Annotated in this window: 25 protein-coding genes; 11 read left to right on the top strand and 14 right to left on the bottom strand. The window is 68.3% G+C overall.

Annotated elements, in window-relative coordinates:
* Window positions 1–115: 115 nt before the first annotated feature.
* Genes OHA25_RS22825 through OHA25_RS22815 form a run of 3 tightly spaced genes read left to right on the top strand, consistent with a single transcriptional unit; the run spans window position 116 to window position 3,172 of the window.
* Window positions 116–1,534: a polysaccharide deacetylase family protein gene (locus OHA25_RS22825; RefSeq protein ID WP_327589521.1), complete on the top strand. Its 1,419-nt coding sequence runs from the start codon at window positions 116–118 to the stop codon at window positions 1,532–1,534.
* Window positions 1,531–2,037: a SigE family RNA polymerase sigma factor gene (locus OHA25_RS22820; RefSeq protein WP_327589520.1), complete on the top strand. Its 507-nt coding sequence runs from the start codon at window positions 1,531–1,533 to the stop codon at window positions 2,035–2,037. Before OHA25_RS22825 ends, OHA25_RS22820 begins: the two co-directional genes overlap by 4 nt.
* A 1-nt stretch (window position 2,038) precedes the next feature.
* A complete protein-coding gene (locus tag OHA25_RS22815; protein ID WP_327589519.1) occupies window positions 2,039–3,172 on the top strand; it encodes a hypothetical protein in 1,134 nt (377 codons plus the stop codon).
* On the opposite strand, the gene OHA25_RS22810 is transcribed toward OHA25_RS22815, so the two are convergent.
* From OHA25_RS22810 to OHA25_RS22800, 3 genes are all read right to left on the bottom strand, one after another.
* Window positions 3,159–3,416 (bottom strand): DUF4386 domain-containing protein, encoded by a 258-nt coding sequence (locus tag OHA25_RS22810; RefSeq protein WP_327591031.1) that lies wholly within the window; start codon window positions 3,414–3,416, stop codon window positions 3,159–3,161. The two genes, OHA25_RS22815 and OHA25_RS22810, sit on opposite strands and share 14 nt — an antisense overlap.
* A 214-nt stretch (window positions 3,417–3,630) precedes the next feature.
* Window positions 3,631–4,008: a YbaB/EbfC family nucleoid-associated protein gene (locus tag OHA25_RS22805; protein WP_327589518.1), complete on the bottom strand. Its 378-nt coding sequence runs from the start codon at window positions 4,006–4,008 to the stop codon at window positions 3,631–3,633.
* 14 nt (window positions 4,009–4,022) lie between these two features.
* On the bottom strand, window positions 4,023–4,412 hold the full coding sequence (locus OHA25_RS22800) for a YbaB/EbfC family nucleoid-associated protein (RefSeq protein WP_327589517.1): 390 nt from the start codon (window positions 4,410–4,412) through the stop codon (window positions 4,023–4,025).
* Window positions 4,413–4,549: 137 nt separating this feature from the next.
* Between OHA25_RS22800 and OHA25_RS22795 the strand changes: the two genes are divergently transcribed.
* The 3 genes from OHA25_RS22795 to OHA25_RS22785 are packed head-to-tail and all read left to right on the top strand — an operon-like array spanning window position 4,550 to window position 6,656.
* Window positions 4,550–4,870 carry a hypothetical protein gene (locus OHA25_RS22795; RefSeq protein WP_327589516.1) on the top strand — a complete coding sequence of 107 codons (321 nt, stop codon included), beginning with the start codon at window positions 4,550–4,552 and terminating at the stop codon, window positions 4,868–4,870.
* Window positions 4,861–5,970 carry a hypothetical protein gene (locus OHA25_RS22790; RefSeq protein ID WP_327589515.1) on the top strand — a complete coding sequence of 370 codons (1,110 nt, stop codon included), beginning with the start codon at window positions 4,861–4,863 and terminating at the stop codon, window positions 5,968–5,970. The genes OHA25_RS22795 and OHA25_RS22790 overlap by 10 nt, the downstream gene beginning before the upstream one ends.
* 5 nt (window positions 5,971–5,975) lie before the next feature.
* Window positions 5,976–6,656 carry a hypothetical protein gene (locus OHA25_RS22785; protein ID WP_327589514.1) on the top strand — a complete coding sequence of 227 codons (681 nt, stop codon included), beginning with the start codon at window positions 5,976–5,978 and terminating at the stop codon, window positions 6,654–6,656.
* A 38-nt stretch (window positions 6,657–6,694) separates the two neighbouring features.
* Here OHA25_RS22785 and OHA25_RS22780 read toward each other — a convergent pair whose 3' ends face one another.
* Both OHA25_RS22780 and OHA25_RS22775 read right to left on the bottom strand, forming a co-directional pair.
* On the bottom strand, window positions 6,695–6,856 hold the full coding sequence (locus tag OHA25_RS22780; RefSeq protein ID WP_327589513.1) for a hypothetical protein: 162 nt from the start codon (window positions 6,854–6,856) through the stop codon (window positions 6,695–6,697).
* Between the two features lie 70 nt (window positions 6,857–6,926).
* Entirely contained in the window at window positions 6,927–7,331 is a 405-nt protein-coding gene (locus OHA25_RS22775) for a phosphorylase family protein (RefSeq protein WP_442942132.1), read from the bottom strand.
* A gap of 412 nt (window positions 7,332–7,743) precedes the next feature.
* On the opposite strand from OHA25_RS22775, the gene OHA25_RS22770 reads away from it, so the two are divergent.
* Window positions 7,744–8,952, top strand: coding sequence for a plasmid pRiA4b ORF-3 family protein (locus OHA25_RS22770; protein WP_327589511.1), 1,209 nt, complete (start codon window positions 7,744–7,746; stop codon window positions 8,950–8,952).
* 414 nt (window positions 8,953–9,366) lie between these two features.
* Here the strand turns inward: OHA25_RS22770 and OHA25_RS22765 are convergent, their stop codons facing one another.
* From OHA25_RS22765 to OHA25_RS22750, 4 genes are read right to left on the bottom strand one after another with little or no spacing between them, the layout of a single operon-like run.
* On the bottom strand, window positions 9,367–10,428 hold the full coding sequence (locus OHA25_RS22765; RefSeq protein ID WP_327589510.1) for an amidohydrolase family protein: 1,062 nt from the start codon (window positions 10,426–10,428) through the stop codon (window positions 9,367–9,369).
* Window positions 10,425–11,936, bottom strand: coding sequence for an aldehyde dehydrogenase family protein (locus OHA25_RS22760; RefSeq protein ID WP_327589509.1), 1,512 nt, complete (start codon window positions 11,934–11,936; stop codon window positions 10,425–10,427). The genes OHA25_RS22765 and OHA25_RS22760 overlap by 4 nt, the downstream gene beginning before the upstream one ends.
* Complete coding sequence (locus OHA25_RS22755) at window positions 11,936–12,214, bottom strand: hypothetical protein (protein WP_327589508.1); 279 nt, start codon at window positions 12,212–12,214, stop codon at window positions 11,936–11,938. The genes OHA25_RS22760 and OHA25_RS22755 overlap by 1 nt, the downstream gene beginning before the upstream one ends.
* Window positions 12,215–12,229: 15 nt before the next feature.
* The gene (locus OHA25_RS22750) at window positions 12,230–13,678 is read right to left on the bottom strand and encodes a carotenoid oxygenase family protein (RefSeq protein WP_327589507.1); all 1,449 of its coding nucleotides are present in this window, start codon (window positions 13,676–13,678) and stop codon (window positions 12,230–12,232) included.
* A 190-nt stretch (window positions 13,679–13,868) separates the two neighbouring features.
* On the opposite strand from OHA25_RS22750, the gene OHA25_RS22745 reads away from it, so the two are divergent.
* The gene (locus OHA25_RS22745) at window positions 13,869–14,432 is read left to right on the top strand and encodes a nuclear transport factor 2 family protein (protein WP_327589506.1); all 564 of its coding nucleotides are present in this window, start codon (window positions 13,869–13,871) and stop codon (window positions 14,430–14,432) included.
* A gap of 115 nt (window positions 14,433–14,547) precedes the next feature.
* Window positions 14,548–15,327: an IclR family transcriptional regulator gene (locus OHA25_RS22740; RefSeq protein ID WP_327589505.1), complete on the top strand. Its 780-nt coding sequence runs from the start codon at window positions 14,548–14,550 to the stop codon at window positions 15,325–15,327.
* A gap of 8 nt (window positions 15,328–15,335) precedes the next feature.
* On the opposite strand, the gene OHA25_RS22735 is transcribed toward OHA25_RS22740, so the two are convergent.
* From OHA25_RS22735 to OHA25_RS22720, 4 genes are read right to left on the bottom strand one after another with little or no spacing between them, the layout of a single operon-like run.
* On the bottom strand, window positions 15,336–16,175 hold the full coding sequence (locus OHA25_RS22735) for an ABC transporter ATP-binding protein (RefSeq protein ID WP_327589504.1): 840 nt from the start codon (window positions 16,173–16,175) through the stop codon (window positions 15,336–15,338).
* Window positions 16,172–17,017: an ABC transporter ATP-binding protein gene (locus OHA25_RS22730; protein WP_442942131.1), complete on the bottom strand. Its 846-nt coding sequence runs from the start codon at window positions 17,015–17,017 to the stop codon at window positions 16,172–16,174. Before OHA25_RS22730 ends, OHA25_RS22735 begins: the two co-directional genes overlap by 4 nt.
* Window positions 17,014–17,865 (bottom strand): ABC transporter permease, encoded by an 852-nt coding sequence (locus tag OHA25_RS22725; RefSeq protein WP_327589502.1) that lies wholly within the window; start codon window positions 17,863–17,865, stop codon window positions 17,014–17,016. The genes OHA25_RS22730 and OHA25_RS22725 overlap by 4 nt, the downstream gene beginning before the upstream one ends.
* Window positions 17,862–18,863 (bottom strand): ABC transporter permease, encoded by a 1,002-nt coding sequence (locus tag OHA25_RS22720; RefSeq protein ID WP_327589501.1) that lies wholly within the window; start codon window positions 18,861–18,863, stop codon window positions 17,862–17,864. Before OHA25_RS22720 ends, OHA25_RS22725 begins: the two co-directional genes overlap by 4 nt.
* Window positions 18,864–19,045: 182 nt before the next feature.
* On the opposite strand from OHA25_RS22720, the gene OHA25_RS22715 reads away from it, so the two are divergent.
* Window positions 19,046–20,695, top strand: a complete 1,650-nt coding sequence (locus OHA25_RS22715; protein WP_327589500.1) for an ABC transporter substrate-binding protein — start codon at window positions 19,046–19,048, stop codon at window positions 20,693–20,695.
* A gap of 34 nt (window positions 20,696–20,729) precedes the next feature.
* Here OHA25_RS22715 and OHA25_RS22710 read toward each other — a convergent pair whose 3' ends face one another.
* On the bottom strand, window positions 20,730–22,163 hold the full coding sequence (locus OHA25_RS22710) for an alpha/beta hydrolase domain-containing protein (RefSeq protein ID WP_327589499.1): 1,434 nt from the start codon (window positions 22,161–22,163) through the stop codon (window positions 20,730–20,732).
* A gap of 142 nt (window positions 22,164–22,305) precedes the next feature.
* On the opposite strand from OHA25_RS22710, the gene OHA25_RS22705 reads away from it, so the two are divergent.
* Window positions 22,306–23,784 carry an amidase family protein gene (locus tag OHA25_RS22705; RefSeq protein WP_327589498.1) on the top strand — a complete coding sequence of 493 codons (1,479 nt, stop codon included), beginning with the start codon at window positions 22,306–22,308 and terminating at the stop codon, window positions 23,782–23,784.
* The last annotated feature ends 25 nt before the right edge of the window (window positions 23,785–23,809 follow it).

Genomic DNA, 23,809 nt, shown 5'->3' with positions numbered 1-23,809 from the left:
CCCCCGCTCTGCCGCGTCCTTATGGCAACAAAGGATGCGAAACGTGCATCTACCTATTCATCACTCAATAGGTGGTTTGACATGTTTGTCATGAAGAGCGGAGTTCCAGCGGCCGATGCAACCTCCACATAAGATCACCACGCTGCTCACCGTCGCATGCCTGCTGACGGCGGGCTGCGCGGTGTCCGGCGCGGCGCCTGCCCAGAACGGCCGGCGGACGCCCGTGAGCGGCATCGTGCACCAGCCCGACGAGATCTCGACCGTCTCGCCGACGTGGATCGACGGCCTGCGGGTGGTCCGCGACAGCAGCAACGACCGGTCGTGCGCCTGGTCAATCGCGTACCCGCGGGTGCCGGGTGCTGACTCGTTCACCGCGGCGCTGCGGCGCATGGCGGAGAACCGGCGGGCCGAGTTCCTCCGCCAGGCGTGCGACCATACCGCCGAGCTGAACCTGGACTTCGCGTTCCTGGTCGCCTCGGGAGACGTCATCGGGGTGCGCTACACCGAATGGTGGCTGGGCGGCGCCGGCGACGGCAAATCCACGACCACACGCTGGTACGACGGGAAGACAGGCCAAGCCCTGCCTGCGGTTTCTCTCATCGACCCCGACGCGTTCGGCAAGCTCGCCGCCGGGCTCGGCACGGCCCTGTCGAGGAAGCAGGGCTTCGACTCCCGGGCGTTGCGCAGCGTCATGGCTGACGACGCCTCCCGGACCCGTTACCTGGACGATCTGGCGTTCACCGCCCGCGGCGACCTGGTGGTGACCTTCGACGAGAGCGTGGTGGGGGTGGCGCCCGCGGGGCAACTGCGGGCCGTGCTGCCTGCCTCGATCGCGCGCCCGCTACTGTCGGACTTCGGCCGTAGGGTGCAGCGGCAGGTCGTGGAGCCCGAGCGGCGCCTCGGCCTGAACGGCTCCGTCTCCCCGACGCCCACGCTTGCCCCGGCAACGGAGGGGACCGCCGACTGCCGGCAGGTCAAGTGCGTGGCGCTGACGTTCGACGACGGCCCCGGGCCTTACACCCAGACGTTGCTGGCCCATCTGGCCAAGTTCCACGCGCGTGCCACGTTCTTCGTCGTGGGACAGAACGTCGCGATAAGTCCAGACGTCGTGCGCCAGACCGCCGAGGCCGGGCACGAGCTCGGCAACCACAGCTGGTCGCACCGCGACCTGACCCGGCTGACGGCGGCCCAGGTGCGGGATGATCTGCGCCGCACGGATCAGGCCATCAAGAAGGCGTCGGAAGTGTCGCCGCGTATCGTCCGGCCCCCGTACGGAGCCGTGAACGACGTTGTGCGTGAGCAGACGCCGCATCCCCTCATCCTGTGGAGCGTGGACACCCTGGACTGGAAGTACCGCGACTCCGCCCGGGTGACCCGAGCGGCCGTGTCGGGGGCCAAGCCCGGCGCGATCATCCTTTTTCATGACATCCACCCGACCACAGTGGCGGCCATCCCGCGGATCCTGCAGACGTTGTCCGGCCGCGGCTACCACTTCGTCACGGTCACCCAGCTGCGCGACGAGGCCGCGAGGTGAGCGCGAACCGGCGGGAGTTCGACGAGTTCGTGGCGGCGCGCTCGGCCGCGTTCATGCGCCTGGCCTACCTGCTGACGGCCGGTGACCAGCACGCGGCCGAGGACCTGCTGCAAACCAGCCTGGCCAAGACCGCGCTCAAATGGAGCAAGATCGACGATCCGGACGGCTATCTCCGGCAGGTGATGTACCGCCAGCAGATCTCGTGGTGGCGGCGCAGGCGGGAGTACGCCGTCCCGGAGATTCCCGAGCAGGCGAACGCGGCGGACGCCACGCACGGCGTCGAGCTCAAGATCATGGTCCAGAAGGCGCTCGGCAGGCTGACCGCCAAGCAGCGGGCCGTGCTGGTGCTCCGCTACTTCGAAGACCAGTCGGAATCCACCGTGGCCGCCACCCTCGGCTGCAGCATCGGCACGGTACGCAGCACCGCCCACCGGGCCCTGGCCCGGCTCCTGCAGTTGTGCCCCGAACTCCACGACCTGTATACCCGCTCGGGAAGGACCTGACATGACCACTGACGAGCTGCTGAAAGACACGCTCACCGCGGTGGCCGACCAGGCCAGGACGCCGACCGGCGTAGCGCACGCCGCATGGCGGCAGCGGACCCGCATGCGGATCAGGAGAGCGGCCACCACCGCGGCCGCCGTGGCCGCCGCCGTCACCGTCGGCGCGATCACGGCACCTTCCCTTGTCGCGCGGGAGGACCCTCCGGTCGCGACCAGCGTTATCGCTGGAGGGATAGCAGCCGATCTCAGCCACGCCCCGCCTGTGACCCGCGTCGCCGCCGGACGCGTCACGCTCACCGCGTACGCCGACTGCGCGTCGAGTTGCGACTGGTACCTGTTCACGCACGCCGGCGCGAGCGGCTACACAGCGGCTCCATGGGGATGGATCGACGTGGCGCCCGGGGGCCGGACGGCCGCAGTGCTGGAGAAGAATCTGCCCGCGCGCCGGATCGGCCTGGTCGACACCACCGCCGCCTCGGTGCGGCGCTGGATCGACCTCGGCCGCGCCGTCGCAGGCAGCGTCGCCTGGTCCCCGGACGGGAAGCGGCTCCTGGTCACCACGTACGACGCCGACCCCGGACTTCTCGACGACCCCGGCGAAGCAGGACCGTCCAGAACCGGCTTCGCCATCGTGGACGTGGCGAGCAGCGCGACCACCTTCCACAGCCTGCCTGACGACTCCGGCATGCGCAGCGACTTGTCCTGGAGCCGCGACGGCTCGCTGATCTGGGAGGACATCGGCGCCCGCCAGCAACCCCGCGTGTACTACGACCTCACCGGGCAGCCCCGCCCCGGCCCGGATCAGGAGTCCTCGAGCGACCAGCCCGCCGGGCTGTCCCCCGACGGCCGGCGCCTGGCCATGGGCGGCAGGAGCGGCTCGGCTCCCTTCGTCGCCGAAATCGCCTCCGGTCAGACCACGCTCCTGGAACCGGGCGGCGGTCAGGCCATCGTGCGATTGCTCGCCTGGGCCGACGACACGCATCTGATCGCCTGGATGGCGGACACCGGCGGCGACAAATCCCGCTACCGCCTGGTGCTGGTCGACGTGACAGGGAAGCCCGAGTTCACACCCCTGACCGGCTGGACCGACCGGCTCACTCGCCCGAGCTGGCTGCCGTCCTTCACGGAGTCCTGAATCCCTTGATGATGAGCCGGCCCGCCAGGCTCAGCTCCCAGCCGAACACCGGGATCGCCACGACCGCCCCCAGCGTCGACACCTGCTCGACCAGGCCGAACATCGTGGCGGTCACCGACGCGAACACCAGCGGCCCGCCCACCAGCCCCAGCACGCCGATGAACCGCGGAACCAGACCGGGCTTGACCATCAGGTACGCCATCAACACCGTGTTGATCCCCAGCACGAAGCTGGGCCCGAGCAGGAACGTTCAGTTGTGGATCGCGACCAGGGCCATGCTGAGTTCCCCGCGCACCGTCACCTGTTGGGTGCGAGAAGTTTGTCATGGTGGTTGACCTGAACCGCACGCACTGATCTGGTACAGGCGTGTCGGCAGAGACCGTGCCAAATGTCGACGGCGAAGCATGATGCGATCCTGCCGCATCTGGAAGAGCGGCAGACCACTGTCAACGGCCGGGTCAGCTCCAGTCGGTCAGCAGGCGCTGGAACTGCTCGTTCGCCTCCACCGGATCGAAGTCCGGCATGGCCTCGCGCATGAGATCGTGCGTCTGGCGCTGGGCGTCCGCGTGCGCCGCCCGCACCGTCAGGAGCGTCTGCTCGGCCAGCTCCTGGCTGCTCAATCGCGTCACGCGGGGGCCGTAGGTGATCTCGAGGACCCGCCCGTTCACGTCCACGGTAGCCTTGACCTGGCCTTCCGTCGTTTCGCCCGCCCCCACGATCTGGTCGAGGTCCGCCTGCGCCGTCTCCAGCCAGGCCAGCACCCGCTCACCCTGGCGGGCCACGTCGTCGATGTGCTGGTCTGTGATGTCGGCGGGGTCGAACTGTTGGCCGTACACGCTTGCCTCCGAGCCTATTGAAGAAGATCGCGGGCGACCTGCTCGACCCGCCCGCGTACGAAGGTCTCGTCGAGCGGCTGGGGCAGTGCGGCGGCGCTTTCCGCCGCGTCCGCGATCTCCTGCGCCTTGCGCGCCGCGTCCTCCTGTGCCGCCCGGAGCACGGCGGCGACCTCACGGCCGAGCGCCGATTCTCCGAGCCGCATCGCCCGCGGGTCGATGCGCAACCGGGTGAGCCCGCCCTCGCCGTCGGCGGCCGCCTCGAGTAGCCCGTCCTTGCTCTTCGCCAGACCCTCCACCTGTCGAATCGCGGATTGCGCCGCCTGCAGGTCGCGTATGACCCGCTGACCTTGGGCGAAGTATTCGAGCAGGTACTCGTCGTCGTTGTCGGGCGTGGGTGGCCGCATGTCGGACCTCCGGCTGTCAGGAGAGCGAACGGCCGCCCAGTCTAAACACATACGACCGGGATTTGACATGGAGATTCACGTCTCATGAACGGCAAATGTTGTAAAGACCATGATGTGTGACGATATGGTGCTTCGGCATGACGGGACTTGAGATCGCCTTGGGGGCTGTGGGGCAGGAAGCCTCCCGGATCAGGACCCATGGAGAGGACTACAACGCCGCGCTCGAGCCGCTCAGAGCTCGCGGCGATGGGGTGTCCTCGTTCGGGGACGATGGTCTGTTCGGCATGTTCACGAGCATGTACGCCGAGTGCCGCGCGGTGTCGATGGCCGCGCTCGCAGGGCTGTCCACGGTGATGGCGGATACAGGCGACGGCCTGCACGCCGTGGTCAAGAACACGCGCGACGGCGAGGCCGCGAGCACCGAGAACGTCCAAAACTTTGGTCGCACATGGCTGTAGTGCTTCCCCCGGCGGCGGCCGGGATGATGCAGATGCTCGGTCCTTGGCCGAACATGAACGAGGACGACGTCAGGGCCGAGGGCAACGCCGCGCGGGTCGCCCATTCCAGTACGGCCCCCGCGGCGAGCGGTGCCGATTCGGCGGTCCGCGCTACGCAGCAGGTTTACCGCGGCGAGTCCGCCACCAGCATGGAGAACCACTGGAACAGGACCGGTGCGCAGGGCGGCCACGTCGCTCAGGCGAACGCGGCGATGCAGGTGATGCCGGTGGCCTTGGACGGTACCGCTTCCGTGGTGTCGGCTGTGAAGGTGGCGGCGGGCACGCAGGCGGTGTTCACCGCGGTCGGCGTGGCCAAGGCGCTGGCGTTCGGCGGGGTGGTCGGGGCGACCGTCGCGACGGCCCGGGTGCTGGCGTCGCGTCAGGCGGTCAGGAAGATCCTTCGTGAGGGCAGCGAGGGCACCGGCAAGGTGATCGCTCCCATCGTGCGCCGCCGGGTCACCGAACCGATGCGCCGCATCCTGGACGACCTGCGAGGCCCAGGAGGTCCCGGATCACGCCTGGCCGCGGCCGGCCCGCGCGGTGTAGTGCCTTTGCGGTCGTCTGGTCTGCGGAATCCGTCCGGACCTCGGTCCATCAAGGACGGCATCGCCCAGATGGGCCGCAGGAACAACAGGAATAACCAAGGCAATGGGCGTGGCAGGGGTAGTGGTGGCGGAAGCGGCCGCAGCGGGGGCTTCTTCTCTCGCAACTCGAACAATGGCTCACGCCATGACGGAAGAGTTCACGGCGATCCGCCTACCAGCGCCAAGGGCATGACGGAGGCGGAGGCGAAGCGCGCCAGAGATATGTTGAAGAAGAGCATCAAGACGAGGAAGGCCGAGGAAGACAGAAAGGGCTGGGAGGCCGGGCACGCGGAGCGGATCAGAAGGGAAGAAAGGGCTCTCAAAGACCTCGAGGACAGCATACGGCGACGTCAGTTCGACGAAACGCCCAGCTCGTCGTCCAGCGGGGGCACGTACAGCGGGGGCTCACAAGCCAGCGCCGACCGCTACCCCACTGATGCCGAGTATGAGCAGCAGAAGAAGAACAGGAGGTGGTAAGGCCGATGCAGACGCAAGCAGGCGAGGGTCTGATCGAGCGCATCCTTGCACATCCGGCCGACGCCGACCTCGTGGGCTCGGCGGCCAACGACCTGCTCAGCGAGCTGTACGCGGGATTCCCCGTCGAGAACCTCGCCAGACTTCTCCACAGCGGTGATGACCGGATCCTGCCGACGGCGACCTGGTTGCTGTCGGAACTCGCCGAACTCGCCGCGCCGCTGATCGACGAGGTTCCGGCCCTCCTCTCCAGCCCGATCCGCACTGTGCGATACGACGCGATAGCAGTGGTGCTGGAGAACGCCGACGAGCGGCACGGGCCCATCATCGCGCAGGTCATGAACCTGAGCCGAGACGCAGACAGCGCCGTCCGTTGGAAGGTCCTCGAGTTCCTGACCGAGGCCTCGGTCGAGCAGCTTGAGGCAGGGGCGGCATGCCTGCCCCCCGGTCAGGTCAAGGAGTTGGCCGAGTGGCTGATTCTCCAGGACGACGAGGAGCCCGATCTGGCCGGTATCGTCATCCGGCTCGAGGCAGGCGACCCGGTGACCCGGCTGTTCGCCGCGGCGGCCGCCGCGAGTCTGTCCGACGAGGAGGATACGAACCTCTTGGAGCACGCGGCCGTGGTCGAGGAAGAGGAGATCCGCTCGTTCGCCCAGGAGCGGCTGAGCGAACTGCGCGATGGCGTTTGAGGCGGTTTGATGCTGCACTCAACGGCGTGGCGCTGCCGCTACAGCATCAGGTCGAAGACGGGTGGGCGGCCGCCCTTGGAGCCTTTGGCACGCCGGTGAGCCTCCTGATCGGCCTTGCTCGGGATGGTGGCTTTGATGCCGAGCGGATCCCGGTCGTGACGGGCTGCCTTCGACAGCACGGGCAGTTGCGCGTACAACATCGCGTTGATCCATCTGCTATCCCGCAGTGTGCACCTGTCCCCATGGCCATGGGGACCTCGAAGATCGTTTTCACTCCCGAGGATCTCGCCCGCGGCCGAATCGCCCCCTGCCCCGACCCCATGTGGGAGATGGTGCTGAGGCCTGCCCGAGCCCGCCCGCTTCCATGTCTACGGCGAGAATCTTGTCGTTGAACGAGGCCAGGAACGCGATTTCGGCGGCGTCCTCATCGGCGATGACCGCTTCCCCCGACCCGATGGGGCCCGCATGCACGACCGGCGATCGCGAGGTTCCCTCGGGGTCCACGATTGTCAGGCGGCGAGGCGGATCGAGATCGGCGAGGAAGGCGTTGACTGCATGCCCGACGGCCGCAGGCACCGGCCGGGTCTGACCACGGCGAGGGGTGCCGGAGGGCGTGACCTTGCGCAGGTCGTAGTAGACCATCTCGGTGGCCAGGATCACGTCACCGATGGCCACTGACTCGTGGATGCCTCCGCCGATCCCCAACGCGTTCACTGCGCAGGCCAAGGGCGAGCCGCACGGCCTGGGTCTCGAGCGGGAGGATGGTGATCACTCCCACCTGGGCGCGCTCCGCAGCTCCGTCACGCGGCACCGCGGCGGTGCCCACCGGTGCGCGCGGCCATCTGGATCTCGTCGCGGACGAGGTCAGCCAGACAAGGTCCAGAACGAGGATCGGGCGAGGGCTGACGGGCGGCGAGTTGCAGCACCCGCCGCGCAGGATCGCCGCTGACTCCCCGCGTGGGGTTCGCCTTCGCTCTACGCTCCTTCGCCACGGCATCCGATCCTACGGTGTACCCATGGGCCAGGAAGGACTCGTTCGCGCGGCGCGGGCGACTCAGGCCGGACCCTGGGTCATACTCTGAACGCTATGCAGGAGGAGTTGCGGGCGTTCACCGAGTGGGTGGGCGGAGGCCGGAAGCTGACCCAGACGGGGAAACTGACGCTGTCGGACGCGCGGGCGCTGGTGGCGCTGCTGGAGACCGGCGACGAGATCGACCCGAAGATCGGCGACCGGGTGTTCCGGACGAAGAGCAGCACCGAACTGCCCGGATTGAACCTGATCGTGGAATGGGCCAAAGCGGCTGGGCTGGTCCGGGTGGTCAAGGGGCGGCTGCTGCCGGTGAAGAAGGCGGCGCCACTGCTGAAGGAATCGGAGCGGTTGTGGGAGACGTCGTTCACGGCGTTGGGGAAGATGAGCGAGGCGCTCTTTCCCAAGAACTACTGGTACACGTCGCTGGTCGGCGAGGAGTTCGCGCTCATCTGGCCGGCGCTACTGCGTAGGTTGTACGGCGGGCCGGTGCCCGTTGCGGATCTCCGGGAGCTGGCCTGGGAGATCGCGTCGCCGTACTACGAGATGCGCGACCCGCAATCGCAGCGGCGGATGATCGGCCAGGACATCGATCGACTGCTGGTCGTCTTGGTCCGGCTGGGCGCGGTGGAACTCACGGAGGAGACGGCGACTCTGACCCCGGTAGCGGTGAACGCCGTACGGCGCAGCCTGGGTGAGGCCGCACCGGGAGAGCCGATCTATCAGATCCGGGTGACGCTCCAGGAGAGTGCCGATCCGGTGATCTGGCGGCGCCTGCTCGTCTCACCCGGGATCACGATCGACAGGCTGCACGACATCCTGGTCGCGGCGATGGGCTGGGAGGGCCGTCATCTCCACCTGTTCACGGTGGGCGGTGTCTTGTATGGCGAACCGTCACCCGAGTGGGATCTGAACGTTCTGGACGAGAAGAAGACCTCGCTGACGGAGGTGCTGGCACAGGTCGGGGCTGCCATCGAGTACGAATACGACCTGGGTGACAGCTGGCGGCATGACATCGTGCTGGAGGAGATCCTCGCCGCGGAGGAAGGGGTCCGTTACCCCGTGCTGGTGGACGGGGTGGGCGCTTGCCCGCCAGAGGACGTCGGCGGCATCGGAGGCTACGCATACTTCCGTCTGGTGCTGGCCGATCCCGAGCACGACGAGCACGACGAATTTGTCCGCTGGGCCGGTCTGGAGAGCGCGCAGCAGTTCGACCCGGCCCGGTTCGCCATTGAAGCCGCTCGCCGAGCGCTGGCCTCGGCTGGATGATCAGATGCGCATCGCAGACGCGCAGCCCGCGGGCCTCCCCGCCGTAGCACTCGCCCCGCACATCAACGGCCCCTGGTGTGCCCGGTCGGGACTCATCGCGGCAGCACCGACCGCCTCACCCCTGAGCTTCCCCGTACCCGGACACTTGACCTGAGGTCACCCCTGATCGAATGCGAGCCCTAATAGCTAGGCGCGTGCTGGAGGCAGGCCGTAGCGGCTGACGGCCAGGTACGTCTCCGGCGTCGGCGCTTCGAGGAGCTCCTCGTCGCCTTCCAGGTCGAGTTCTGGCTCCTGGGGACGGCGCAGCAGATCACTCCAGTCGGCTTGTCGCCCCCCGCTCGTAGGCGTCGCGGAGCAGGGGACGCAGCCGCGGGCGGGCTTCCTCCTGCTGCTCGCGGAAGGGGTCAAGGAATGTCATCGGGGTCCTCCGTTGCCGGCTCCGGCGCTCGGCACGTCGAGTCCAAACAGGTCGACGGCGTTCGTCTGGTAGAAGCGGCGCAGTTCGTCGGGGCTGATCGGCAGCGCGTCCTGAGCGGCGACTTCCTCGGGTGCGTATTGGTAGGGGTAGTCCATCGCGTACATCACTCGGTCCGCGCCGACGACCTCCCGGCAGAACATGATCGCCGGAGCCCACGCCATCCCGCTGGTGGTCAGCCAGATGTTGCGTCTGAAGTACTCGCTCGGCTTCAGCTCCAAGGGTTTGGAGCCGGCGTACCGCTTGGCCCGGACCTGGACGCCGTGCATGTAGTCGAGTCGATAGAGCCAGTACGGCAGCGCCTCGCCGAGATGGCCGACCACGACCTTGAGCCCGGGAAAGCGGTCGAACACGCCGCGCACGATCAACCGGAGCAGGTGCATGCCGGTCTCGACACCGAAGCCGAAGATCGCCCCGTCGAGACCCGCGTCGAGCAGTGGCTTGATCATGGCCGCGGGCGGCGTCTGCGGATGCAGGTATATCGGCGCCCCGAACGCCTCCGCCGCTTCCAGGATGGGGAAGAACCGCTCCTCGTCGAGGTAGTGGCCCTTGATGTGGGAGTTGCAGATCAGCCCCTTGAGCCCGAGCTCCTTGACGCCGCGTTCCAGCTCGGCGACGGCCGACGGCGCGTCCTCGAACCCCACCGCGGCCAGCCCGGAGAACCGGTCGGGGTACCGGCGGCAAGCCTCGGCGATCCGCTCGTTGGCGATGACGGCGATCTCCCTGGCCCTGGCCGGGTCCAGGATCTGGGTGCCCGGCGTGGTCAGCGACAGGACGGCGTGCCCCACCCCGGCCGCGTCCATGTCGGCCAGCCGTTCCTCCCCCAGGTCCTGGAGACGGCGCCGGACGGTCCGCGGCTTCTCGGCCTCGCTGCGCAGGTAGAAGCCCATGAGGCTCTCGAAACCGGGATCCACGCCCGGCTGATCGAGGAGCTCCAGGTACATCGCCACCATTTCGGGCGGCGCGTACGCCTCCTCGGTCGCGACGCGCACGTAACTCATTCAGCCTTTCCTTCCGTGGTGAGGTTCATCCAGCGGCCGATCCCGGGCAGCTCGTCACCGACGAGGTGGACGATCGCATGCTCTTCCGTGCACGCGGCCAGCGAGTGCTCACCGTGATTGCGGCCCAGACCGGACTGCTTCATCCCGCCGAACGGGACAGAGGCCACCGAGGCGCCGACACGGTGCGTGTTGATGAAGGTGTTGCCTGCCTCGATCCGCCGGGCGACCGTCTCGGCGTGCGCGGGATCGTCGCTCCAGACCGACGAGCCGAGCCCGTATTCCGTGCGGTTCGCCTCGGCGACCGCCTCATCGTCGGTGTCGAAGGGCAGCACCGGCAGGATCGGCGCGAACTGCTCCTCGACCACCAACTCGGCGTCCCGCGGCAGCCCGGTGACGAGGTGCGGGTCGACGTAGTAGCCCGCGTCCCATTTGGCGGACGCCGCCCTGGTGCCGGTCCTGTGCACCTGTGCGCCCTCCCGCTCGCTGTCCGCCAGGAGCCGCAGGGCGCGCTCGTATCCCATGCCCGTGGTCACCGGGCCCATGTGCGCGCCGGAGTCGAACGGGTCGCCCACGACCAGCCCGGCCGTCATCGCGCGCAGGCCCTCCACCACCTCGGCGTACTGACTGCGGTGGGCGTAGATGCGTTTGATGTTGTAGCAGATCTGCCCGCTGGAGCTGAACGATCCGGCGATCAGCTCGCGGAGCAGGGCATCGGTGACGGTCGCGGACTCCAGGACCAGGGCGGGGTCGTTCCCGCCGAGTTCGAGCGAGACCTTCTTGACCGTGCCCGCGGCGGATTGGAGGACCTTACGCCCGCTGGCGACGCCGCCGGTGAACAGCACGCACCGGATCAGCGGGTGCCGGGTGAGCGCCTCCCCCGCCTCCGCGCCGGTCCCGGGAACGACGTTGACGACGCCGGGCGGCAGCAGCTCGGCCAGCCTGTGCAGCATCGCGGTGACGGCGAGCGGGGCGGCCTCCGGCGGTTTGACGACGACGCTGCAGCCGGAGATCAACGCTGGGGCGACCATGTTGAAGGTGAGGTAGACAGGAGTGTTCCACGGTGAGATCACCGCGACGGGGCCGACGGGGACACGCCGTACCTTCGCTGCCCGCGCGGGCTTGGAGGTGGGCAGGTCGCTCAGATCCAGCTCGCGCTCGGCCAGATCGGCCAGCCCGGCGAAGGCACGCAGGAGCCCGGCCGCGCCGGAAGCATCGAACACCGACTCGGCCAGCACCTTTCCCACCTCCAGCGAGATGGTCGGCGCCAGCTCAGGAGCCAGCCGTTCGAGCTCGCCGGCGGCGGCCAGCATCAGCTCGGCCCTGGCGGTGGCGCCGAGTTCCGCCCAGCCGCGGAAGGCGTCGTGCGCCGCCAGGACCGCGGCTTGCACCTCCGCCGCGTCCGAGCGGGCGTAGCGGCCGACGACCTGCGCGGTGTCCGCCGGGTTGATCACTTCATTCCACTGGGCACCGTCGGTCGCCTTGCCGCCGACGAACCCGGTCGCGTCCATCACAGCGCCTTCCCCGCGGCCGGGTCCCACTCCTGGCCGGTGACCGGATGCGGGTAGTGGAAGGGAACGGTGTCGGCGGCGGGGAACAGGTCGAAGTCACCGACGATCTCGTCCGGGCCCAGCGGGTCCTCGGGGAAGGTGTCGTGTGCCGACTCGTGCAGCCCGGCCTGCATGAGGCACTTGTCCAGGTGGTAGCCGTACATGTGCTGAAGGTCGCGGATCTCCTGCCGCGCCTCCAGGACGGCGATGCGCCGTTCGAGCGCCTGAAGGTCGGACATGACGGGTTCCTTTCGTTAGTCGGTACGGCCGGCGAGTTCGTCGGCGCCGACCCAGTTGCCGTGCAGGCCCATCCGGATCCGCATCGGCAGCGACAGGGTGCACACCGGCTCGGCGTCGAGCCTCTGGGCGTCGAGGATGACCAGGTCGCTGCGCATCTCCGCGCGACGGCCGACGATCACGAACACGTAGCCGTGGCCGGGTGGCGCGCCGGCGCCACCAGGGACGAACACCGGCTCGCCGACCGTCGAGTCCTCGCCCGGCCAGTAGATCTGCTGCCGCCCACCGGCCAGGTCGATCCCGCTGAGCCAGCGGAAACCGCCGCCGGGCCGGCCATGTCCGCCCGGCCCGTCGAGCAGCGCCATCACCCCCCAGGAGTACGGCAGCGTCTCCTGCCGGTCGTCCATCCGCGGGAACTCCCCGGCGAAGCGGCACAAGCGGAACTCGGTGAACCCGCGGGTCGCGTCCTGCGTGTCGACGGTCCACCGCGACAGGTACCCCTTGGCCCGCTCAGGGTCGTACGGCGCGCCCGTCACGTCGGGGAACCAGGGGAAGTAGTTGGACGCCCCCACCGGGGTGTCGATGTGGATGAACCGCCCGTCGTCGTAGGCGCCCATGATGTGGCTGGCGAAGCGGTTGGACCCGGTGAACCAGCGCACGTCCGCCGCCCTGCCCTTGCGCGGCAACACGCCGAGGTGAACCGGCTCGTGCGGGTCCCACTTGAAGTGGGACTCACCCTTCTTGATCCATTCCAGCTCGCTCCGCAAGGGAATGATCGGGAAGACGACGAAGTTCTGGGTGACCGCGAAGTCGTGGACCATGCTGGAGTAGGGCGCCTGGAACCACGTCTCGTGGATCAGCCGGCCGTCGCGGTCGGCCTCGTAGTAGACGATGTCCCGGGTGGTCTCGCCCTTGGCCGCGTAGCCGAAGAACACCATCTCGCCGGTGACCGGGTCGAATTTCGGGTGCGCGGTCGAGGTCGCCGAGGTGAGCGTGCCCTCGAAGTCGTACTCGCCGAGCGTCTCGAGGGTGACCGGATCCATGATGATCGGTGGCGAGTCCTCTTTGGCCACGTACAGCTTGCCGCCGTGGAAGAACACGTTGGTGTTGGCAACCCCGCGGCTGACCCCCGCGACGGACGGATCGTCGGTGAACGGGTTGCGGTACGCGCCGAAGAGCGCCCTGCCCGCCGCCTCCTCGGCCACGAGCCGAGGCGTGCGCACATAGCGGCTCTTGAAGTCGACCCGTCCCTTGTCGAACCGGAAAGCGATGATCATGCCGTCGCCGTTGAACAATTCGAGGTCGTTCTCGATGAACGACGGCCACTGCCGGTCGATCACGCATTTGTAGTACGTCCCCGCGAGATGTTCCGGCACCTCGCCCTGCGTCACCTGGACTCCACGCAGATCCGCCTCGACGCGCATGGGGGCGTCGAACGGATCTTTGGGCGCGGGAAAGCTGACCATAGGACTCCTTGAGGACACGGGCGTTGAGAACGCTTTACCTGCGACACAGAGCAGTGAAGAACGCCGCGACGGCCGGGCGACGGAAGGGGGTCCTTCTTTCTGCTCCATGGAAAGCCGCGACAGAAAACCCTACGTAGACCATGAAAACGGCCCAATAACATCAGACAACTGAGCAAGGTAGGGAGCACGCATGATCGTCACGACCGAGGAACTGATGGCACGCCTGCGGCATGCGGAAGCGCGGCTGCAAAGGCTCGACGACATCGAGGCGATCAAGAGCCTGCACCGCCGCTACATCCGCAAACTGGCCGACCGGGACTGGGACGGCATGGCGGACTTCTTCACCGACGACGCGGTCACGGACATCCGCTGGCATGGACGCACCGAGGGCAAGCAGCAGCTCATTGAACAGGTCTTCGACGAGCTGCACAAACTCGTCAAGAGCGCCGACGGCTACATCCTGTCCTCTCCCGTCATCGAGATCGACGCGGGCGCCGACGTCGCCTATGGCGAGTGGACGTGGCATCGGCACATCTGCGAGTTCCGTACGACGGGTGGATACATGCGCGTCTGGGGCCCCTGGCTGGAGGGCCGCTACCGCTGCCAGTACGAGCGCGTGGGCGGCGAGTGGAAGTTCAAGGACATGTGGTTCCGGGTGGTGCTTCCCGACGCCGATCCGGAGCAGCATGAGATGCGCGAGCGCATCGCCGGCGCCGAGCCCCACGTCACGGGCGAGGGGATCATGCAGCGCTGACCAGCACTTGCTTGCACAATGTAAGGAACATCCCCTTTGCCCCTGTCTGGGTGGATGTTAGCCTGCGATTCAGGCTTGTCAGCGGTGGTGGCAGCCCGCGCTCGAGGAGATTGGCATGACTCTCAACACCGTTGATACCGAGCCCGTCTACCATATCGCGTCGGTCGGGCGAGCGTTGACGTTGCTGTCCGCATTCTCACAGCGGCACCAGCTGACGGTGTCGGAGGCCGCCGAGCTGCTGGGCGTCGCGCCGTCGACCGCGCATCGGCTGCTTCAGATGCTGATCCATCACGGGTACGTCGTCCAGGGTGACCGCCGGGTCTACGTCCGTGGCCCCGGGATGCAGTCGCTGGCGTCGGGCTCCTCCCGTGGCGAAGGCCTCCAGGCCATCACGATGCCCCGGCTGACGTTGCTGCGCGACGCGCTCCGGGGGACGGCGAGCCTGCTCACGCTCGAGGGGAACGGCGCACGCTTCCTCGTCTGCGCCGAGTGGCGCGACAAGACCGAGATCGCCGTTTCCCGGGTCGGCTGGCTGCTCCCCGCCCACACCCTCGCCGCGGGCAAGGCGATGCTCGCCAGTCTCTCGACTGCCAAGATCGACGCACTGTACCCCGATGGCGTGCCGATCACCCGGTTCAGTCGCGTCTATTCGATGGCCCAACTACACCGTGAGCTTCGCGACATCCGCAGCCGCGGCTACGCGCGCAGCAGGGAGGCGCACGAGGACGTTCACTCCATCGGCGTCGTGCTGCCCATGGGCGCCGGCTCGCCGGCCATGGCCGTCTCCGTCGCGTGGGACGCCTCCCGCTTCCCGGCCGCCCAGGAGCAGGAGGCGACGCAGTTGATGCGATCGACGGCACAGGAACTCGCCGAAGCCGTGAAGAGCGCGGGCTAGAGAATCGGTCACGGGGCGCGCCGCCCGGGCTTCCACCCTTCACGGGGAACGGAGTCCCGCAGAAGGCGGGTGTAAGGGTGCCGAGGCGCGTCGAGCACGGCTGCCGCAAGCCCTCGCTCCACGATCTCGCCTGCCCGCATCACCACCACCTCGTCGGCGATCTGCCTGACGACGGCCAGGTCGTGCGTGACGAACAGGTAGCTGACTCCGGTCTCGTCGCGCACGTCGGCGAGCACGTTCAGCACCTGGGCCTGAACCGACATGTCGAGCGCGGCGACCGCCTCGTCGAGGATCACGACCCTCGGCTCGGTGGCCAGGGCTCGGGCGATGCAGACTCGCTGCCGCTGGCCGCCGGACAGCTGGCCGGGCAGTGCGCGGAGCACTCCCCCATCCAGCCGCACGAGCTCGAGCAACTCCGCGGTCCGGGCCGCCCGCCTCCCGGCGTCCCACGGAAAGTGCAGCCGCAGCAACTCGTCGAACGCCTTGCCGATCGGCTGCCGCGGATCGAGAGAGCGGTAGGGATTCTGGAAGACCATCTGCATCTGGCGGGCGTAGACACGCCGCTGTCGGGTGCTCGGCCGCGCGGGCCTGGACTCGCCGAAGTACGTGATGCGCCCGGACGTGGGCACCTCAAGGCCCATGATCATCCTGGCGACGGTGGTCTTGCCCGATCCGGATTCGCCGACGATGGCGAGGGTCGTCCCCGTTTCGAGCCGGAAGGAGACATCCTTCACCGCGACGACCTGCGGTGCTCCGCGCTTGACGACACCGTGGTGGCCGAACATCTTGGTCAGCCCGCTCACCTCGATCGGGGCGACCGTGGTGAACTCGTCCGCTTTCACGGTCATGCGTACCTCTCTTCGTACGCCGCGGACGGGACGACCGGCAGCCGGTGCTTGCGTTCGGTGATGCTCGGGCGGCAGGCGAGCAGCGCGGCGGTGTACGGCTCGGCGATGTCACCGGCGTACAGCTGCGCAGGCGTGAGGCTTTCGATCAGCCGGCCCCGGTACATCACCAACACTCGATCACACGTCGCGGCCACGAGCTCGATGTCGTGGCTGATGAAGATCATGGCCGCGCCGCGCGCGCGACGGACCTCGTCGAGCAGAGCAACGACCTCCGACTGCGTGGTCACGTCCAAGGCCGTGGTCGGTTCGTCGGCGAGGATCAGTTTCGGATCGCGCATCAACACCGAGGCGATCATCACCCGTTGCAACATCCCGCCAGAGAGCTGGTGCGGATACAGATCCAGCACCCTGCCCGGATCCCGGATGTTGACCTGCGCCAGGATCTCCTCCGCACGCTCTTGGGCCGCCCGCCGCACCGCGCGCGGCTCGCGCCGAAACGACTCGGTGAGGAGATCCCCGATGCGGCGCACCGGATTGATCGCCGCATGCGGATCCTGGAATACCACGCCCACGTCATCACGGCGGTACGCGCGCAGTTCCCGCTCCGAGAGTGACGGCACCGAGCGTCCCGCGAAGCGGATCTCACCCCGGACCTGGGCGCCGGGGGGCAGCAGCCGCGTGATCGCGCGGATGGTCATCGTCTTGCCCGAGCCTGACTCGCCGACGACGCCCACGGACTCACCTGCCGCGACCTCCAGGGAGACGCCACGCAGGATCTCAAGCGGCTCGCCTCCGCGTCTGACGCCGACGCACAAATCCTCAATCGAGAGCTGGACCGTCATCCCGCACGCTCCTCGCTCCGTGAGGAAAGGGCATCGCCCAGGACGATGACACTGACGACCGCGATCACGAGAACCCCACCGGCATACAACGATTCCTGCGGGAAGCCGCGCACGATGCTGCCCTGACCCGACTCGATCATCGTGCCCCAGTCGGCCGTCGGCTCCTGCACGCCCAGTCCGAGGTAGGAGATGCCGGCGAGTTCGACCATCGCGTAGCCGAACGATGTCGTCGCCTGCGCGACGATCACCGGCCACAGGTTGGGAAGCACGTGGAAGGCGCAGATGCGAATGGATCCCATGCCTTGGATGCGCAAGGCGTCCACGTAGGGCTCGTTGACCTCGCGCAGCGCGGTCGATCGGACCAGCCTGCCGATGGCGGGGACGAAGGCGATCGATACGGCGAGCGCCGCCGAGCCGAGCCCAGGAGAGAGCACGGCCACGAACATGAGCGCGAGCAGCATCGACGGGAACGAGAAGACCACGTCGAACAGCCGTCCCACCAGGGCGTCCACCCAACCCCGCCGCCATGCCGCGACCAGCCCCAGGGTCGTGCCGACCACGCCGGCCGTGACAGTGACGATGAGCGGCCCGAGCAGCGCCGTACGGGAGCCGAAGATCAGCCTGGAGAAGAGGTCGCGCCCCGAACCATCGGTACCGAGAAGGTGCTCGGCGGAGGGGGGCTGGAGCACTCTCAACACGCTACCCACGCCGGGCTCGTGGGGCGCGATCAGCGGTGCGAACACCGCGACGCCGACCAGTACGGCCGATATCGCCAGGGCACAATGGCGAAGCATCCGCGACCGGCCGGCTGCCTCACTCGTGCGGGCTTCCGTCGCGAACGCCGTCATCTGGCCTCCATGGTTCTCGTCCGTGGGTCGATGGCGGTGTAGAGCATGTCGACCAACGCGTTCATGATGAGAAAGCCGGCGATGATCAGAACGCCCACGCCCTGTACGACGGGGTAGTCCTTCCGCGTGATCGCCAGCACCAGCAGGGAACCGACCCCGTCCAGCCCATAGGCCTTCTCGACGATCACGGTGCCGGCCACCAGGGCGGCCACGATGATCCCGCCGATGGTGGTGATCGGCAGGAGCGCGTTGCGGATCACGTGCCGTCGCAGCACCTCGCCAGGTCGGAATCCTCGCACGACGGCCGTCGCGACGTGGTCTCGCCGACTCTCTTCAATGAGAGATGCGCGCGTGACCCGGGCCAAGGCCGCGCTGCTCGACAGCGCGAGAGTGATCGCGGGCAGGGTCAGGTGATGGAGGCGTCCCCAAAACCCCTCCCCGCTGCCGAACACGGGGAACCAGTCAAGATAGAGCGAGAACACTGTGATGAGCCCGATGGCGATCACATAGGACGGCGTGGCCAGGGCGATCGAGAGGATGATCGAAATGCCGGTGTCCACGTACTGTTTCGAGCGGGCGGCGATCAGTCCGGCGAAGAAGCCGAAGGCGATGACGAGGACGCTGCTGTAGCTGACAAGCGTCAACGTGGTCGGCAACCGCGCCGCGATCATGGATCTCACGTCCTGGCCGAACACGTAGGACGTTCCGAGATCTCCGGTGAACACACCTGACAGCCAGTGCCAGTACTGCACCACCACCGGCTGGTCGAGGTGGAACCGTGCCTGGAGACGGGCCACCGCCTGCGGGTCGGCCGCTCGCTCGCCGAGCAACATCGTCACCGGATCGCCGGGCGCCATCTGCAGGAACACGAAGGACAGGAAGCTCGCCACGAGGAGCGTGGCTGCCATCTGCGCGATCCGCGACGTCACTGTCCACGCGATCGCCCACGTCGCCCGCCGGGGCGCGAGGTCGAGGGGGGTGAGTGCGTCAACGCTCAATCGAGCCTCCTGCTGGGACGACCAGGAATGTCTGCGCCGTACCATAGGCAGCCGGCATCCCCATATGACCTGCGCGAGCGGCAGATTCTGCCCTACGGAAAGCCACAGTCGGCCTCGGACATCGGCTTCGTCCTCGCCCTAGATTCCGGGAATTCCCGGCCCTTTCAGTGAGGAAGGCAGCTATGAACGTCCGGCTATCCACTCTTCCCGTCGTCAGGCGGAGGCGGCCGATCCTCGCGCTGATCGCCGCCGGCATGGTGACCATCTCGGGATGCGCGGGCGGCACGCCGAGCCCGGCGAGCGCGCCCGCCGACGCGTCGCAATGGATCACGTCCACGCCGCCCGCGAAGGGCGCCCTCGACAGCGTCTCCTGGAACCTGATGCTGGAACCGGCCAAGCTCGATCCGGCCGAGTCGGCCAACTACGGCGAAAGCGTCGTGCTGTCCAACCTCTGCGAGAGCCTGCAGACGCTCAATCCGGACTTCTCGATCAGCGACGGCCTGGCCCGCCTGGCAGCCAACGAGGACCGCACCAAGCTGGTCTACACGATCGATCCGAAGGCCCGTTTCTGGGACGGGAAACCGGTCACCGGAGAGGACGCGGCGTACAGCCTCACGCGGGTGTGGAAGCCCACGGGGGTTCCGTACTGGAGCACCTATTTCTCGGCTGTGACCGGCATCCATGCGACCGGCGAGCGTGAGGTGACGCTGACCTTGCGGCACGCCGACCTGCTCCTGGAGAAGCTGCTGGCCACCTCCGCCGGCGCCGTCGTGGAGAAGGCGTACTCCAAGGCGCACCCCGCCTTCGGCACGCCCAAGGACCCCCCCATGTGCTCGGGCCCCTACCGGTTCGTCTCGTGGAAGGCCGGGTCCAGCGTGACGATCGAGCGCAACGACGCCTACTGGCGCGGGGTCACGGCGAAGACCAAGAAGATCGTGTTCTCGTTCCTGCAGGGCGACGCGACGCAGACCACCGCGCTGACCGGCGATGCCGTGCAGGGCATGTTCCAGCCGCCGTTCACCGGGCTCGGCAGGCTGAAGGAGCACGGCAACGTCTATTACGGCAAGACCCTGCTGACGTTCTACCTCGTCCCGTCGAAGAAGCCCGGGCCCTTGCAGGACGCCCGCATCCGCCAGGCCCTCTTCCTGGCCCTCGACCGGAAGGCCGTGGCGGGCACCGCCTTCTCCGGTGCGGCTCTTCCGGGCCGCAGCCTCGTGCCGAGTACCGCCTACGGCGGCGTGACGCCGGCGCGCAGCGAGGGCACGGGCGGCAGTCCGGCGGAGCTCGAGCAGGCCAAGGAGCTCGTGCGGCAGGCCGGCTCGCCGAAACAGCCCATCGTGCTGGTGGCCGCCACCGGCATCACCGAGTCCATGAACCAGACCTTGCAGGCGCTGGTCGAGGCCGGCAAGGCGATCGGGCTGAACATGGTCTTCAAGCCCATCACCCTGGGCCAGTACTACGGGATGTTCGGCGACCCCAAGGGCTGGAAGGCCGTCGACGGCGACGGCTTCGGATCCCAATGGAACCTGCCCGTCGCCGACCCGCTCGCGCAGTTCCACATCTGGGGCGCACCGGACGACCCGTCGAACTACGGCGGGTTCACCGACCGGCAGGCGAGCGAGCTGATCAAGCGTGCGCGGGCGACCTCGGACACCGGCACTCGTGACGAGCTACTGTCCCAGGCGGACCGGCGGCTGTTCGACCAGCTGCCCTGGTTGCCGATCGTGGAGGTCTCCAGCACGGTTTACCTGAACCGCGAGGTGACCGGACCGCCCGCGTCCTTCGTCAACTGGTTCTACCCGTGGGCGGCGCACCTGGGTGCGGCCAAGTAGGACCGAGGGCGATGCCCCGGCATCGCCCTCTCCCTCACCCCCAGTGTGACGGGACGCTCCGGCAGAATTCGTCGACCGCCGCCGCCGCGTCCTCAGGCAGGTACCACCGGTCGGCGACCAGCCTCGCCACCGTGCGCCGGGCCCGCTCACGCAGTTCCTCCGGCGAGCCGTACCGGCGGCGCAGTTCGGCCGGATCGAATGGCGTGTGGGTCCAGGCGCCCATGGCGATCGGACCGTCCGGATCACCGGCCATGCGGCGGACGGGCACCTCGACGTCGAGATACCGTACGCCGCCCATCGCATGCCCGGCCTCGTCGGTGACACAGGAAATGCCCGAATAGTCCACGCCCTGCGGGTCACGCTCAAAGCCCGGCGCGACACGCATACTGATGGGATCGGCCCGGGGCGGCGGGGTTCCGTCCGTCCAAGCGAGCAGGTTGTCGATCGCGGCTGCCAGCAGATACGCCGTCGCGGCGTGCCTCGGGCACCCCTCGGCCGGGGACGACCCCGCGGCGCGGTGGTCGTCGATCCGGGCGGCATCGTCGAGCAGACCGCTCTCGTGCCCTCGCGCGGGAATCTGGTAGCACCGGTACAGGTCGCCGGCGACGTCGCTGTCGGCGCGCTGGTGCCACAGGTGCGAGACGGCTTCCTCCTGGCTCATGAACTCGATGACGGGGACCCGAGACCCGCGGACGACCCGGCGGGGATCGTCCATGGCCACCTGGGCGAGGGGGGTGACCGGCCGGAGCCTGGCGTCGAACTCGATCTCGCCGTCGCGATCCACGTTGACGTAGCCGAATGGGCCGAATCCGCCGCTGGACACCCCGATGAGATAGGCGTCGCAGATCTCCTGCTCCAACTCGTCGCTATGCAGGTCGTGCAACCCCTCGGAGAGATAGGTGCGCAGGAAGCTGCCCGACTGCGACCAGCCGGTGAGTAGCGTCCGGTCGGGCCGGCGGAGCCCAGGCAGCAGTCCCGCTGCCTCCGGACGCCGACAGGCCGCCGCGACCGCTCCGATGAGATCCCAGACGGCACCGTCGTGCGGGAACGACAGCGCCGAGTAGCGCCCGCCCGGCATGTCGCGCAGCGTGTGGGCCGTAACTGCCTTGCAGGTCACACCGACATAGGCGGCGCCGCGCCGGACGATGTGGCGGGCCGTGTCCGGCCAGTACATCGGGAAATCGTTCCCGGTCGAAGGGTTGAGCAGTTCGATGTGGACCTCGCCGCTGAAGTCCTCGTCACGGCCAGGCCGGATCGTGAGCACCCGGGTCGTGTACGGCACCGTCCGGCCATGCCGAGGGGGTCTCGAGGCGCCGTCGGTGTAGAGGCGCGCCTCGCCCGAGACGGTGAACTCCTCGATCCTGTACGCCGCGTTCCCCAGCTGTGACCCCTGCCAGCGCGCGGGCGACAAGAACGCCTGCGAGGCCGCGTCGCCCAAGGCACGCACGTCGTGCAACGGGAACTTCATGGTCGCAACTCCTTGGTAGCCGGAGCTCCGTAGCGTAGGCGCGTCCGGCCCATCGGCTCCCGCTTCCCCGTCCAGGTTCCGCCAGGCAGAAACGACCTTGATCACCGTCAGTGCTGCCAGGATGACTTGTGATGATGCCGCCATGGCTGATCAGATGGACACCTTCGCGACGGCGGTCGAACTGCTCGCGGCAATGGACGCGGGCGAGTTCACCAGCACGGAGCTCCTCGAGGCCTTCCTCACCCAGATCGAGGATCACGCGTGGGTGAACGCCGTGGCCACCGTCGACGCGGACCGGGCCCGGACCGAGGCACGGCTGGCGGACGCCGCACGGGCGTCGGGACGGCGCTTCGGGCCGCTCCACGGCCTGCCGATCACCGTCAAGCACGACGTCAAGGTCGCGGGTATGCCGTCGACGTACGGGTCGGCCACGTTGCGCGACTACGTGCCGGACGAGGACGCCGAGGCGGTCGCACGGCTGCGACGTGCCGGCGCCATCGTCTTCGGCCGGACGAACCTGCCCGAGTTCGCGAAGGACGGCCAGTCCTACAACACGTTGCACGGAACGACGGCCAATCCCTGGAACGGCGACCTCACCCCAGGCGGCTCGTCCGGTGGATCGGCGGCGGCTCTCGCTGCCGGGATGACCGGCCTGGAACTGGGCTCGGACATGGGCGGCTCCATCCGTATCCCCGCGAGCTGGTGCGGCGTGACCGGCCTGAAACCGACATGGGGCATCGTGCCGGTGTCGGGCGGCGTGCCCAGCCCGGACGATCCTCCCGGCGCGGAGCTCGTCGTTCCCGACATCGCCGCCGCGGGCCCCATGGCGAGAGGTGCCGCCGATCTCGATCTCTCGCTCACTGTGCTGTCCGGACGCGGCGGACCAGCGCTGGCGCCTCCTCGCTTCTCGGCTCACAGGCAACTCCGCGCCGTCGCATGGCTCGACGACGACGTCCTGCCCACCGCTTCCACGACCTTGACGGTGCTCGAGGACGCCTGCCGAGCCCTCGAAGCCGACGGCGCGTGCATCGACTACAAGAAGCGGCCGAACGTGGCCTTGAGCGAGTCAGAGGAACTCTTCGAGATCCTGTTCATGGCGGATGTCGCCGGCGGCATCGGCGCCGGCGACTTCGAGGCTTTGCGCCGGCAGCTGGCGGCGCAGCGTTCGGCCGACCCGATGCTCGCCTGGCACCGCCGTGCCCTTGAGCTCACCCATCGCGAGTGGCTGGAGCTGCAGCGGCGCAGGCTCCGGATCATGGCGAAGTGGGAGGAGTTCTTCACCGACGTCGACGTTCTCCTGACTCCCACGGTCTTCACGACCGCTCTCGCGCACGACCACAGCGAGCCCGTCTGGGAACGGACCTACCTGGTCGACGGCAAAGTGCGGTCCTGGCGGCCGAACCTCACCCGCTGGTGCGCGATGCCCGGGGTCTCCCTCCTCCCGGCGACCACGGTGCCCGTGGGGCGCACCTCCCAGGGACTGCCCGTCGGCATGCAGGTCATCGCGGGGCGGTACGCGGATCGCAGCACGATCCGCGCCGCCATGCTGATCGAGCAGACACTGGGCGGATTCGCCCGGCCACCGATGAACCCGTCCACTCAGCGGCGGCCGGCGGGGTGACCGACGCGCCCTGAGTAACCGCCGC

It is taken from the genome of Nonomuraea sp. NBC_00507 (assembly GCF_036013525.1).
In the GTDB taxonomy this organism is placed as follows: domain Bacteria; phylum Actinomycetota; class Actinomycetes; order Streptosporangiales; family Streptosporangiaceae; genus Nonomuraea.
This window is presented reverse-complemented; position numbering and strand designations above follow the sequence as displayed.